The organism is Streptomyces sp. FIT100 (assembly GCF_024584805.1).
Classification (GTDB): Bacteria; Actinomycetota; Actinomycetes; order Streptomycetales; family Streptomycetaceae; genus Streptomyces.
In genome coordinates, this window is the sequence record NZ_CP075715.1 from 3616024 (window position 1) to 3628557 (window position 12534).

Below are 12534 nucleotides of genomic sequence, written 5' to 3' on the forward strand. Positions count from 1 at the left end.
GGAAGACCTACTTGAAGAAGGCGATGCCGTCGTCCGGAAGATCGCCCAGATCCTTGGCCCACGCCTCGACCTGCTCGGGCGTGACGACCTTCTTCAGGTGCGCCGACATGTAGGGCCGCAGCGGCACCTCGGGGGTGGCCTTCTCGCCCACCCACATCAGGTCGCTCTTCACATAGCCGTACAGGCGCTTGCCGCCGCTGTACGGGCCGGCGGCCGCGGTGCGGGCGACGGCGTCCGTCGCCAGGTCGATCTGCGGCTTCTGGTCGGCGAGCTCGCCGTACCAGATCTCCACGACGCCCTGGTCGCGGACCATGACGACCTCGACCTTGCGGTCCTTGTCGATCCGCCAGTAGCCGGACTCGGACTCGAGCGGCCTGACCTTGCGGCCCTCGGAGTCCAGCACCCAGGTGTGCGACACGTACTCGATGAAGTCCCGGCCGTCGTGGCTGAACGTCACCGACTGCCCGAAGTTGCACTTCTCGGCGCCCGGGAAGTCGGAGACACCGGCGCCTTCCCACGTGCCGAGGAGGAACGCGAGGGGGACGAGGTCGGGGTTGAGGTCGGAGGGGATCTCGATCATGAGTGGCTCTGGCGATCTACTGGATCTACGTGGACAGGGGGGGTTCAGCGCTGGCCCTGGTACAGCTTCTTCACGGCCAGGCCGGTGAAGGCGAGCACGCCGACGCAGACGAGGACCAGCAGGATCTCGAAGAACAGAATCACGAGGTGCTCCTTGACTGAGCGGTGAAGCAGAACGGGCCGGACCCCAGCTTAGTGGGCTCGGGTCCGGCCCTCGCGGAGAGGGCCTCTGACGAGGCCCTTACCGTGCGCTCTCAGCCCAGCAGCTGGTTCTGAAGGGCGACCGTCTGGTGGAAGGGGACAGCGGCGGCTTCCCCCTTGCGCGACTGGACGATCAGCGCGAGCGTGTCGCCGGCGATGACGTACGCCTGACGGGTCTGCTCCGCGCCGACGGGAGCGGACTCCGCGAAAACGTACGTGGAGGTGAAAGGGGCCTGGCCCGTGCTGCTCCAGGCGGAATCGAGCGCGAGCGTGTCCGTCCCCTCCAGCGGGACTCCGGGCTGCGCGCCGATGCCGATCTCGTCGTCCTTGAACGCTTCCGCCGTACCGACCGAGTCGAACCGGAGCAGATACACCCGTGACGTCGTGCCGTCCGGCATCGTCCAGCCGCGGGCCGCGATGTGCCGGAGACCGTAGTCCTTGAGGGCGAGCTCCAGCTCCGCGCGCTTTTCCTTCCCGTACTCGGCGGAGTACTGCTGCGGCGTCGCCCAACCACCGGTGAGCTTCTTGTCCACCGTGGCGCCCGCGGGCGCGGGAAGCAGAAGCTTCCGCAGGTCGGTGTGGTGGATCTCCTCCGGGCTGCCCCCGGAAAAGGGCCGCGGGGTGTCCTTGGGGAGCGCGGGCAGCGACAGCTTCGGATAGTCCCAGCGGCCGTCGTTCTCGGTGGCCAGGCCCGGTACGTCCGTTCGCTCCATGGACGTGATGCCGAGCGCGGTGCCGGCACCGAGGCCGCCGCACACCAGCACGGCCACGGTCCAGCGGGCCACGGCCCGCAGCACCCGGCGGTCCCGTACGGGAGCGGGCGGCGCAGGTACGGCGGGCGCAGCCGGCGGGTGCTGCGGCATCGGGGGCACGGGGGACACGGGCGTGGGGGACACGGGCGTGGGTGCCGTGTCCGTGGTCGGCTCGGTCATACGTACTCCCCCGGGGACGCGATGTGGTCGAGCTGCTTCTTCACCAGCTCGGCGACGGCGGACTTGTCGAACGGCGTGGTGCCGTACGCGGTGACGGTCACGAGCAGTTCGGAGTCGTACGCCGAGCACGTCATCGATTCGAGGCCGGCCTTGCCGTCCTCGTCCTCCTCCCTCTCCGGCTGAGGCATCAGGTAGCAGGCCGCCTTCTTGTGGCCCTTGATCGTCGGGCCCTTGCGGAACTCCAGCAGCTCGGACAGCTCCGTCGTGACCTCGTACAGATCGTGGATCCGCTTCTTGTCCTTCATCTGCTGGATCTGCACCTCGACGACGAGGTCGTTCGCCTCCGAGGCGAACGAGCGCAGGGCGATGCCCTGGACGCCCAGCTTGTCGATCCGCTTCTCGTAGTCGCGGCGCTGCTTGCCGGAGAGGCCGCGGCCTCGCTCCTTGAGAAGGGCGGCGGCCTTCCCGCCGCCGATCTCGCCGTCGTTTCCGTACGACTCGATGTCCGGCCCGAGGCGGTAGCCGGCCGGCACCGGGAGCAGCAGCTTGCTGAGCGGCGTCGAGGCCCGGCCGCGCAGCACGCCGGCCGCCGGGTCCGTGCCCGAGTCGCCGTCGGTCGGGCCCCACACGGTGGTGGGGGCGGTGCGGTCCGCGCGATCGACGGCGAGCCCCGTGTACGTGAGACCTCCGGCGACGGCACCGAGGACGAGCACGGAAGGGAGCGCTGCGGCGAGGATCCGGCGGGCGCGTGCGGGCCTGCGTGCGGGCTCGTTCGCGCTTTCGGGTTCGTTCGCGGGCCCCGCCACCGGATCGGGGAGCTGCGCGGCGGGCGGCTCCAGGGAAGTCTGGTCCTCGTTCACAGGCGCTCCAGCTGTCGCTCGGCCACGGTGCGGATGTCGTTCTTGCTGATGCGCTTGGTGTCGATCATGTGGATGTCGACCATGATGTCGCCGCGCTGGACGATGGCCCGCGCCACGTACAGCGGCAGGTATCCCGCCTTCTCCTCCACGTCGTAGAGGTAGTAGCGGCCGTTCCCGCTGCCCTTCAGCGCGTCGCCCTCGTTGCCCGCCCCCTCCTCCTCGTCGGGCATGTAGTCCTGCTGGCCCTGGGCGTGCTCCATGGCGGCCTTGGCCGAGCGGAACTGGACGAGCTGGACGGTCGTCACCCTGTACTGGCTCTGCTCCCAGGCGGCCGAGGCGACCCTTCGGATGTCGGCCTCGACGAGGTTTTCGAACATGAAGTCCTCGCTGTCGAAGCCGAGTGCGTAGGACCGGGTGTCCGTCCAGCCGTCGACCAGCCACTCGTCGCGCGCCTTGCGGGCGCCCGACGGCTTCGCCACCAGCAGCTTGCGCAGATCGCCGTCCGTCTTGACCTTGTGGTCCTCCGCGGCGGAGAGCGGCGCCGGGCGCTTGCTCTCCGGAAGCGGCTTCGCCGGGTACGAGAGTCCCGCCTGGGAGAGTGCGGGCAGCGGTGTGGGCTGGCGCTCGGCCTGGATGCCGTAGCCGACGGCCGTACCGCCGACGATGCCGATGACGGCGGCGGCCGCGATGATCAGCGCGGTACGCCCGCGGCGGCGCGGGCGTACGGGCGCTTCCGCTGCCGGCTCCGGCGGCTGCTCCCGCTGCTCTGGCTGCTCCGGTGCCGGCTCCGGCCGCTGCGCCGGCTGCTCTGGCGGCTGCTCCCGCTGCTCCGGTTCCTGCGTATCGATGTCCTGCGTGTCCAAAGGGGTCCCCCCACGAGACCTGGAGGCACGGATTCCGTTGTCCGCGCACACTCAACCGACCCGCGCCCCGGGGCCGGGGTTGTACCGCCGCGCATTACAGTTCGGCATATGGCGAAGAAGCTCGTGATCAAGGTGACCGCCGGGGCCGACGCCCCCGAGCGCTGCTCCCAGGCGTTCACGGTCGCCGCCGTCGCGGCGGCCAGCGGCGTGGAGGTCTCGCTCTGGCTGACCGGTGAGTCCTCGTGGTTCGCGCTGCCCGGCCGGGCGGCCGAGTTCGAGCTGCCGCACGCCGCGCCGCTGCCGGACCTGATCGAGTCGATCCAGGCGGTCGGGCGGATCACGCTCTGCACCCAGTGCGCGGCGCGGCGCGAGATCACGGAGAAGGACGTGATCGAGGGCGTCCGGATCGCGGGCGCGCAGGTCTTCGTCAGCGAGGCGATGACCGAGGGCACCCAGGCCCTCGTCTACTAGGTCTACTAGTCCCGGTGCTCGTCGGGGTAGTCCCGGTGCTCGTCGGGGCGCCGCTTCTTGCCGTCGGGGTAGTCCCGGTGCTCGTCGGCGCGCCGCTTCTTGCCGTCGAGCTCGTCCCACCACTGGTCGGACTCCGGATCACCTGACGGGTCGTCCCACCAGCGGTCCTCGGGCCCCCGCCGGTTCGCCACCATCGCCGCGACCGGCGGGATCACCATCGCCACGAAGCACATCGCGATCGCGGCGGGCACCGACCAGAGCCGCACGAAGGCCCAGGCGGACACGAAGAGGACGAGGCATCCGCCCATCATCAGGAAGTAGACGTGACGACGCCGGGCGTACATGTATTCAGCGTACGGCGGGACGGCGGCCGGGCGCAGAAGTCCTCAGCCGCAGCCGCAGGACCTGCGGACGATGAGGGCCGAGGGGAACTGCTTCACCCGCTCGCGGCGTGAGCCGACCACCCGCAGGCCGTCGTCCAGCACCAGATCCACCGCGGCGCGGGCCATCGCCGGGCGGTCGGAGGCGATCGTCGTCAGCGGCGGATCGGTGAGCCCCGCCTCCTTGACGTCGTCGAAGCCCGCCACCGCCAGCTCGCCCGGCACGTCGATGCGCAGCTCGCGGGCCGCCCGCAGCACGCCGATCGCCTGGTCGTCCGTGGCGCAGAAGATGGCCGGCGGCCGGTCGGGGCCGGAGAGGATCTTCAGGGCGACGAGATAGGCGTCGTAGCGGTTGTACGGGGCCTGGAAGAGCCGGCCCTCCACCGGCCGCCCCGATTCCAGCATCGCCCGCCGCCAGCCCTCGACGTGGTCGGCCACGGGGTCGCCGACCGCCGGGGTGTTCTCCACGCCGCCGAGACAGGCCACGTACGGATGCCCGTGCTCCAGCAGGTGCCGGGTCGCGAGCTGCGCGCCGCCGATGTCGTCGGTCACGACCGCGACGTCGTCGATGGCCTCGGGCCGCTCGTGCAGCAGCACGACCCGGGCGTCCCACGCCTCGATCTCCTGCGCGGCGCGCTCGCTCGGGCCCTGGCTGACGAGGATCAGCCCGGCGACCCGCATGCCGAGGAAGGCGCGCAGATAGTGGACCTCGCGCTCGTCGCGGTAGTCCGAGTTGCCGACGAGGACCATCTTTCCGCGGTCGGCCGCGGCCCGTTCCACCGCGTGCGCCATCTCGGCGAAGAAGGGCTGCCGGGCGTCCGGCACGATCATGCCTATGAGGTCCGTGCGCCGCGAGGCCATCGCCTGCGCAACGCGGTCGGGCCGGTAGCCCAGCTCCTTGATGGCGGCGAGTACCCGCTCGCGCGTGGCCGGGGCGACCGGCCTGGGTCCGTTGTTGATGACGTAGCTGACGACGGCGGTGGAAGTACCCGCCAGTCGTGCCACGTCGTCCCGCGTCACCTTGGCCACGCGCGAAGTCTACGCGGGGTGACCTACCGCTGGGCAGGCCGTACAGCCGCTTCGTGCTCTTCGGTCATGTCCCCCGCTCGGGTGACCGCGGCCGCGGCCTTCGCCCGGGCCTGCTCGGCGGCCTTCGCCTTGGCCTCCTCCGCCGCGCGCTCCACCTTCTCCGGCGTGACGAAGCGGTAGCCGACGTTCCGTACGGTCCCGATCAGCGACTCGTGCTCGGGGCCGAGCTTCGCGCGCAGCCGCCGTACGTGCACGTCCACCGTGCGCGTACCACCGAAGTAGTCGTAGCCCCACACCTCCTGGAGGAGCTGGGCCCGGGTGAAGACCCGGCCGGGGTGCTGCGCCAGGTACTTCAGCAGCTCGAACTCCTTGAAGGTCAGGTCCAGGACCCGACCCTTCAGCTTCGCGCTGTACGTCGCCTCGTCGACCGACAGATCGCCGCTGCGGATCTCCATCGGGGAGTCGTCGGCGGAGATCTGCTGGCGGCCCATGGCCAGCCGCAGCCGGGCCTCCACCTCGGCCGGGCCCGCCGTGTCCAGCAGCACGTCGTCGATGCCCCAGTCGGCGGTGACGGCCGCGAGGCCGCCCTCCGTGACGACGAGGAGCAGCGGACAGCCGGGGCCGGTGGAGCGGAGCAGCTGGCAGAGGCTGCGCACCTGCGGGAGGTCGCGCCGGCCGTCGACCAGGATCACGTCGGCACCGGGGGTGTCGACCAGCGCCGGGCCCTCGGCAGGGGCGACCCGGACGTTGTGGAGCAGCAGGCCGAGAGCCGGGAGCACCTCCGTCGACGGCTGGAGGGCGTTCGTCAGGAGCAGCAGAGAGCTCATCGCGTCCCACCTGCCCGGGCCGCCGTTCCCGCCGTACGCACGCGGGTCGTCGTCTTTCGGTCGTGCACGTTTCGCTCGCCCATAACGTCGGTTCCTCCTCGGTCCCTGCGAGGACGTTTACGGCACTGGCTTCTTGCCCGGTCAGGGACCCCGCGCCCCGGGGTCCGCGACCGCGTCGATCGTCTCGTTCACCTGCCTGTAACAACGGACAGGAAACACAAAAGGACCCGGGGGCTGCGTCGCCCGGATCCTCTGTCAGCAGAATAGCCCACATGAGCGCGAAGGCGGAGGGCCGGTTTCACAGTGTGGATGTTTTCCCGATCACCCGAGGACCTCGGCGAGTAACCCTCCGTACCTCCGACGGTATCCGGATCGAGGCCCTGCACGAGCCGTGCACGGCACACGAGTCCGATACGGCGATCGTCGTCGCGCACGGTTTCACCGGCTCGGTCGACCGGCCGGCGGTGCGGCGCGCGGCCGGCGTCTTCGCACGTCGTGCGGGGGTCGTCACCTTCTCCTTCCGGGGTCACGGCAGGTCCGGAGGACGGTCGACGGTGGGCGACCGCGAGGTGCTGGATCTGGCCGCGGCGGTGGCCTGGGCGCGCTCGCTGGGGTACGGCCGCGTGGTCACGGTCGGCTTCTCGATGGGCGGTTCGGTGGTGCTGCGGCACGCGGCGCTGTACGGGCCGGAGGAGCCGGAGGGGCCGGACACGCCGGACACGCCGGACACGCCTGACAGGTCGAACAGAGCGGACGGCGCGCACACCGATGCCGTCGCCGCCGTCAGCGCTCCCGCCCGCTGGTACTACCGCGGTACGGCCCCGATGCGGCGGCTGCACTGGGTCGTCACCCGGCCGTTCGGGCGACTGGTCGGCCGGTACGGCTTCGGAACGCGGATCCATCACCGGGACTGGGACCCCGTCCCCCTCTCCCCGGTCGAGTCCGTGCCGCTCATCGCCCCGGCGCCACTGCTGGTCGTGCACGGCGACCGCGATCCGTACTTCCCGCTCGACCACCCGCGGATGCTCGCCGCGGCGGGGCCCTGCGAGCTCTGGCTGGAGCCGGGCATGGGCCACGCCGAGAACGCGGCGGACGACGCGCTCCTGGGGCGCCTCGCGGACTGGCTCGTCGGGGCATAGCCCATCATGGGTACGCGACGAGCCGACGAGAGGAGTGCCGCCATGGCAGCGGGGACCATCCGCTACTGGGCCGCGGCGAAGGCGGCCGCGGGCGTGCCCGAGGAGCCGTACGCCGCGGAGAACCTGGCCGAGGCGCTGGACGCCGCCCGCGAGCGGCACCCCGGCGAGCTCGTCCGGGTGCTCCAGCGGTGCTCGTTCCTCGTCGACGGTGATCCCGTCGGGACCCGCGGACATGAGACCGTACGGCTTGCCGAGGGCGGCACGGTCGAGGTGCTCCCGCCGTTCGCAGGAGGGTGAACCGCACAGCATGAGCAGCGATCAGCAGTACCCGTACGACCCTTACGGGCAGAGCTACCAGCCCGATCCCCACGTCACGCAGACGTGGGAGGGGCAGACCTGGGACACCCAGTACCAGCCGACGGTCCAGCAGGGCGGGCCCGTGCAGTCCCCGCAGCAGCCCCCGCAGCCTGCCGCCCCGTACCCGACGGGGGCGGCGGACACCGCGTACCTTCCGCCGGTCGCCGCATCCGGGCCGTACCCACTGCCGCCCGAGACCCAGGCCGTGCCCGGGGCGTACGGGGCCCAGGCCCCCGCCCGGGCGGGGGCCGCCACCGCCGCCACCGCCTCGACCGCGGGGCCCGCGTACAGCGCGCCCACCACCCTGGGCAACACGCGGGTCACCGACGCCCAGCGGGCCCGTGCCAATCAGGCAGGGGCGGCGCGCAGCGCCTCGTTGAGGGGTGGTGGCCGGGAGACGGGCGGGAGCTCGCCGATCATCCCGCCCGGGATCCAGCCCGCCGGGCTGACCGCCGTGCTCGGCCTGCTGCTCGCGGCGGCCGGGGCCGCCGCTTCGCCGTACGTCCTGCTCGTGCCGCTGGTCCTGCTCCAGGCGGTCACCGCCGCCGGCTGGTTCCGGCTGAACGGCATGTGGCCGGCCCGCCAGGGCATCGCCCTCGCCTTCGCGGGCGGCGTCGCGGCCGACGTCGTCCTCGTGGCGGCGGGCCGGGAGCACGCGCCCGCCGCGATCATCGGCACGCTCGGTGTGTGGGTGCTGCTGACACTGGTGCTCCAGCTGCGCAGCCGCGCCGGGGCCGACGAGCGGATGCAGGGCCTGATGGCCACCGTCGCCTCCGCCGCGCTCACCATCCTCGCGGCCGGGTATCTCGCGGCCGAGCCGGACGCCGTGGTCGTCGGCGGCCTCGCGGTCGCCGCCGCCACCGTCGCCCGCGCGCTGCCGCTGCCGGGCGCCGCGTCGGTGGTCGTGGCGCTGCTGGCCGCCGCGGGCGCCGGTATCGCGGCCGCCGGGTTCACCGGCACGGGTTCGGGCGGCGGCGCGCTGCTCGGCCTCGGGGCGGGCGTGTGCGCCCTCGTCGGACTGCGGGTGGCCAGCTACGACTACCCGTCGCGCTTCGTCCACATGACCGCCGGGGTGGCGCTGCCGCTCACCGCGGCGGCGCCCATCGTCTACCTGCTGGGCCGCGCCCTGGTCTGAACCTGTCGGGAACCATTACGGTGCGCCCGGACGTCGATCATTCGGACCGGTCGGAACCCCGGCGGGCCAGGACAGGGGTGGGGGCACACCGAGTCATGCGCGCACTGCGAGTACTGCTGATCACCGCCGTGATCCTGGGCGGGCTCTTCGCCATCGCCGACCGCCTCGCGGTCGGGTTCGCGGAGAGCGAGGTCGCGGCCAAGGTCCGGAGCAGCCAGGGGCTGAGCACGGAGCCCGAGGTGTCGATCAACGGCTTCCCCTTCCTGACCCAGATGGTCAGCTCCGAGCTGGACGATGTCGAGCTGCGCTTGGGCGGTGTGCAGGCCACCGCGGGCGGCCACGAGGTCGAGGTGACCGAGGTCTCGGCCGAGCTGACCGGTGTCCGGCTCAACGGCCTCACCTCCGCCGTCGCCGACCGCGCCACGGGCTCCGCCCGTATCTCCTACGCGGACCTCGGCAAGTCGGCGCCGAAGGGCGCGACGGTTTCGTACGCGGGCCCGGAGCGCGCCGCCAAGGGCCAGGTCAAGGTGGAGGGCCCCGCCACGGAGCTGCTCCAGGGCGCGGGCCTGGCCATACCCGGCTTCGCCGAGGCGATGCTGGAGGGCCGCACGCTCACGACGTACAGCACGGTGTCGATCGCCAACGGCGACACCGTGCGCCTGCGCGCCGCGGAGCTGCCCGAGCTCCCGGTCCCCGGCCTGGACCGCAAGCTGCGCGAGGCCGTCGACTACGACCTCGAGATCGACGGCCTCCCGAGGACGATCAAGCTCGACAAGGTCACCACGGACGGGACCGGCCTCCTCTTCTCGGGCGTGGGCACGAACGTCTCCCTGGCGGGCTGACCGCCCCACCGACCCGACTCCGGCCGGGGCAGGGAGGGGCAGGGGGCAAGGCGGGGGGCGCGCGCCCAGGCGATCGGATCGTGAGACGGGCATGTCCGGTCCGTAGATGCCGGGCCGCGCAATGCGCTCCGCACGGCGGCGCGGTCGCCACGGCATCGATCGCCGTACCGCCATTCGGACGATCGCGTCTCATCATTCGACACGCCGGTGACACGGCCGCCCCGTCGTCCCTACGATCGACCGCATGCAGCGATTTTCGAGCGGTCTCCGTCCGCGGGGACAGGCGGACCTCACGAAGCGGCGGGCAGTAGACCTGTGCCGCGTCGCCGCCATGCTCTGTCGCACCATCTGAGCGGAAGCCGCGACTTCCGTATCCCCAGGCCCTCTGAGCCGCTCCGGCCAGGGCCACCCGCGTGCCCCTGCGCCGCTCCGGCGTACCCGCACCCGCCCGCGCACCGATCTCCCGCGTATCACCCGCCGCACACTGCCCCGGAGGAGAACAGCATGAGCCGCAGCGACGTCCTGGTAGACGCCGACTGGGTCGAGGCCCACCTGGACGACCCGAAGGTCGTCGTCGTCGAGGTCGACGAGGACACCTCGGCCTACGACAAGAACCACATCAAGAACGCCGTCCGGATCGACTGGAAGAAGGACCTCCAGGACCCGGTCCGCCGTGACTTCGTGGACCAGGCAGGCTTCGAGAAGCTGCTGTCCGGGAAGGGGATCGCGAACGACGACACGGTCGTCCTCTACGGCGGCAACAACAACTGGTTCGCTTCCTACGCCTACTGGTACTTCAAGCTCTACGGCCACGACAGCGTCAAGCTCCTCGACGGCGGCCGCAAGAAGTGGGAGCTCGACTCCCGCGACCTGGTCGACGGCGCCGACGTCCCGCAGCGCCCGGCCACCGAGTACCAGGCCAAGGCCCAGGACACCTCGATCCGCGCCTTCCGCGACGACGTGGTCGCCGCCATCGGCAGCCAGAACCTGGTCGACGTCCGCTCGCCCGACGAGTTCAGCGGCAAGCTGCTCGCCCCGGCCCACCTGCCGCAGGAGCAGTCGCAGCGCCCCGGCCACGTGCCGAGCGCCCGCAACATCCCCTGGTCCAAGAACGCCAACGACGACGGCACCTTCAAGTCGGACGACGAGCTCAAGGAGCTCTACGCCGAGGAGCAGGTCGACCTGGCGACGGACACCATCGCCTACTGCCGCATCGGTGAGCGCTCCGCGCTGACCTGGTTCGTCCTGCACGAGCTGCTCGGCGTCCAGAACGTCAAGAACTACGACGGCTCGTGGACCGAGTACGGCTCCCTCGTCGGCGTGCCGATCGAGCTCGGCGCGAACAAGTAAGCCCCAGGCATTCAGCCTCCCCCGACCGTAAGGACAGAAGAGCATGTGTGGAGCGAAGGCCGGCGGCCCCGACGCCTCGACGATCAAGCCCGGTGAGACCACCATCCAGGGCCAGGTGACCCGCGACGGCGAGCCCGTCACCGGTTACGTGCGCCTGCTGGACTCGACCGGCGAGTTCACCGCCGAGGTCCCGACCTCGGCGACCGGACAGTTCCGCTTCTACGCGGCCGAGGGCACCTGGACCGTCCGCGCCCTCGTCCCCGGCGCCACGGCGGACCGCACGGTCGTCGCCCGGACCGGTGGCCTCTCCGAGGTGGCCATCGCCGTCTGACGGCGCGCTCGACCGGCCGGAGGGCCGCACCCCAGGGGTTGGACGCCACTGGAGCGGGGTGCGGCCCTTCGGCTTTATATCGGGCATACGCGGTTCTGTCGGGCTTCTCAGTCCGTCCTCAGGGTGCTCTCATCTACGGGCCCGAGAGTCAGCACCATGACGGACCACTACCGCGCCGAGGGCGACGAGAGCAGGCAGAGCACGCATCCGCAGCAGTACCCGTACCCGGGGTTCGGCGGCGACGGCGGCTACCCGCCGCCGCCCGCATACACGCCCACGTCCCCCGCGCACGCGGCACCCGCGCACGCACCCGCACCCGCACCCGCACCCGCACCCGCACCCACGCCCCGCGCCAAGCGGCCCGTCGCGCTGCTCGCCGCCGTCGCGATCGTCGCCGCGGCCGTCGGCGGCGGTGCGGCCACGCTCGTGGAGCGGTTCGCCGGCGGTGACGGCGGCGCCACCGGCACCGGCGTCACGGGCACCACGGTCTCCCAGAGCAGCAAGGGCACCGTCGCCGGCGTCGCCCAGGCCGTCTCCCCCAGCATCGTGGAGATCAACGCGAGCACCACCTCCGGCCAGTCCACCGGCTCCGGCGTGATCATCACGTCCGACGGCGAGATCGTCACCAACAACCACGTCATCTCCGGCGCCGACACCGTCAAGGTCCGCCTCAGCAACGGCAGGACGTACACGGCCGAGGTCGTCGGCACCGACCCCGGCAAGGACCTCGCCCTCATCAAGCTGAACGGCGCCAAGGGGCTCACGGCCGCGACGCTCGGCGACTCCGACGGCCTCAAGGTCGGCGACGAGGTCGTCGCGATCGGCTCCCCCGAGGGCCTCACCGGCACCGTGACCAGCGGAATCGTCTCCGCACTCGATCGCGATGTCACCGTCGCCAAGGACGAGGGCCAGGACCAGCGGCAACTGGACCCGCGGCAGGGCTGGCCCTTCGAGTTCGGCGGCCGGCAGTTCAACGGCGACACCGGCGACTCCAAGACCACGTACAAGGCCATCCAGACCGACGCCTCGCTCAACCCCGGCAACTCCGGCGGTGCGCTGATCAACATGAACGGCGAGATCATCGGCATCAACTCGGCCATGTACTCGCCGAGTTCCACGAGCGGCTCCACCGCCGGCAGCGTCGGCCTGGGCTTCGCCATCCCGGTCAACACCGTCAAGGCGGACCTGAACAGCCTCCGCTCGGGCGGCGACGCCTGAGCGCGTGCGAGGCTGGGGCC

At 71.7% G+C, this 12534-nt stretch carries 15 protein-coding genes and 1 pseudogene; 9 read left to right on the top strand and 7 right to left on the bottom strand.

What is annotated here, in order from left to right; all coding sequences use genetic code 11:
- Nucleotides 1–7: 7 nt before the first annotated feature.
- From KK483_RS16045 to KK483_RS16060, 4 genes are all read right to left on the bottom strand, one after another.
- Nucleotides 8–580: an FABP family protein gene (locus KK483_RS16045; RefSeq protein WP_262005919.1), complete on the bottom strand. Its 573-nt coding sequence runs from the start codon at nt 578–580 to the stop codon at nt 8–10.
- Nucleotides 581–833: 253 nt separating this feature from the next.
- Entirely contained in the window at nt 834–1712 is an 879-nt protein-coding gene (locus tag KK483_RS16050) for a hypothetical protein (RefSeq protein ID WP_262005920.1), read from the bottom strand.
- Nucleotides 1709–2572 (bottom strand): hypothetical protein, encoded by an 864-nt coding sequence (locus KK483_RS16055; protein ID WP_262005921.1) that lies wholly within the window; start codon nt 2570–2572, stop codon nt 1709–1711. The genes KK483_RS16050 and KK483_RS16055 overlap by 4 nt, the downstream gene beginning before the upstream one ends.
- Complete coding sequence (locus KK483_RS16060; RefSeq protein ID WP_262005922.1) at nt 2569–3435, bottom strand: hypothetical protein; 867 nt, start codon at nt 3433–3435, stop codon at nt 2569–2571. Before KK483_RS16060 ends, KK483_RS16055 begins: the two co-directional genes overlap by 4 nt.
- Nucleotides 3436–3543: 108 nt before the next feature.
- Between KK483_RS16060 and KK483_RS16065 the strand changes: the two genes are divergently transcribed.
- On the top strand, nt 3544–3906 hold the full coding sequence (locus KK483_RS16065; protein WP_262005923.1) for a DsrE family protein: 363 nt from the start codon (nt 3544–3546) through the stop codon (nt 3904–3906).
- Between the two features lie 92 nt (nt 3907–3998).
- Here the strand turns inward: KK483_RS16065 and KK483_RS16070 are convergent.
- From KK483_RS16070 to KK483_RS16080, 3 genes and pseudogenes are all read right to left on the bottom strand, one after another.
- A pseudogene (locus KK483_RS16070) lies at nt 3999–4250 on the bottom strand (DUF3099 domain-containing protein); the annotation flags it as partial.
- Nucleotides 4251–4292: 42 nt separating this feature from the next.
- On the bottom strand, nt 4293–5315 hold the full coding sequence (locus KK483_RS16075) for a LacI family DNA-binding transcriptional regulator (protein WP_262005924.1): 1023 nt from the start codon (nt 5313–5315) through the stop codon (nt 4293–4295).
- Between the two features lie 23 nt (nt 5316–5338).
- Nucleotides 5339–6142: a response regulator transcription factor gene (locus KK483_RS16080; protein WP_262005925.1), complete on the bottom strand. Its 804-nt coding sequence runs from the start codon at nt 6140–6142 to the stop codon at nt 5339–5341.
- A gap of 272 nt (nt 6143–6414) precedes the next feature.
- Between KK483_RS16080 and KK483_RS16085 the strand changes: the two genes are divergently transcribed.
- From KK483_RS16085 to KK483_RS16115, 8 genes are all read left to right on the top strand, one after another.
- Nucleotides 6415–7281 carry an alpha/beta hydrolase gene (locus tag KK483_RS16085; RefSeq protein ID WP_262005926.1) on the top strand — a complete coding sequence of 289 codons (867 nt, stop codon included), beginning with the start codon at nt 6415–6417 and terminating at the stop codon, nt 7279–7281.
- A 42-nt stretch (nt 7282–7323) separates the two neighbouring features.
- Entirely contained in the window at nt 7324–7578 is a 255-nt protein-coding gene (locus KK483_RS16090) for a MoaD/ThiS family protein (RefSeq protein WP_262005927.1), read from the top strand.
- Between the two features lie 10 nt (nt 7579–7588).
- Complete coding sequence (locus tag KK483_RS16095) at nt 7589–8773, top strand: hypothetical protein (RefSeq protein WP_262005928.1); 1185 nt, start codon at nt 7589–7591, stop codon at nt 8771–8773.
- Between the two features lie 95 nt (nt 8774–8868).
- Nucleotides 8869–9615 carry a DUF2993 domain-containing protein gene (locus tag KK483_RS16100; RefSeq protein WP_262005929.1) on the top strand — a complete coding sequence of 249 codons (747 nt, stop codon included), beginning with the start codon at nt 8869–8871 and terminating at the stop codon, nt 9613–9615.
- A 244-nt stretch (nt 9616–9859) separates the two neighbouring features.
- On the top strand, nt 9860–9967 hold the full coding sequence (locus KK483_RS35515) for a putative leader peptide (RefSeq protein ID WP_360444406.1): 108 nt from the start codon (nt 9860–9862) through the stop codon (nt 9965–9967).
- Nucleotides 9968–10119: 152 nt separating this feature from the next.
- On the top strand, nt 10120–10965 hold the full coding sequence (locus tag KK483_RS16105) for a sulfurtransferase (RefSeq protein WP_262005930.1): 846 nt from the start codon (nt 10120–10122) through the stop codon (nt 10963–10965).
- Between the two features lie 43 nt (nt 10966–11008).
- Complete coding sequence (locus KK483_RS16110) at nt 11009–11296, top strand: DUF1416 domain-containing protein (protein WP_242338202.1); 288 nt, start codon at nt 11009–11011, stop codon at nt 11294–11296.
- A gap of 156 nt (nt 11297–11452) precedes the next feature.
- Complete coding sequence (locus tag KK483_RS16115; protein ID WP_313879191.1) at nt 11453–12514, top strand: S1C family serine protease; 1062 nt, start codon at nt 11453–11455, stop codon at nt 12512–12514.
- The last annotated feature ends 20 nt before the right edge of the window (nt 12515–12534 follow it).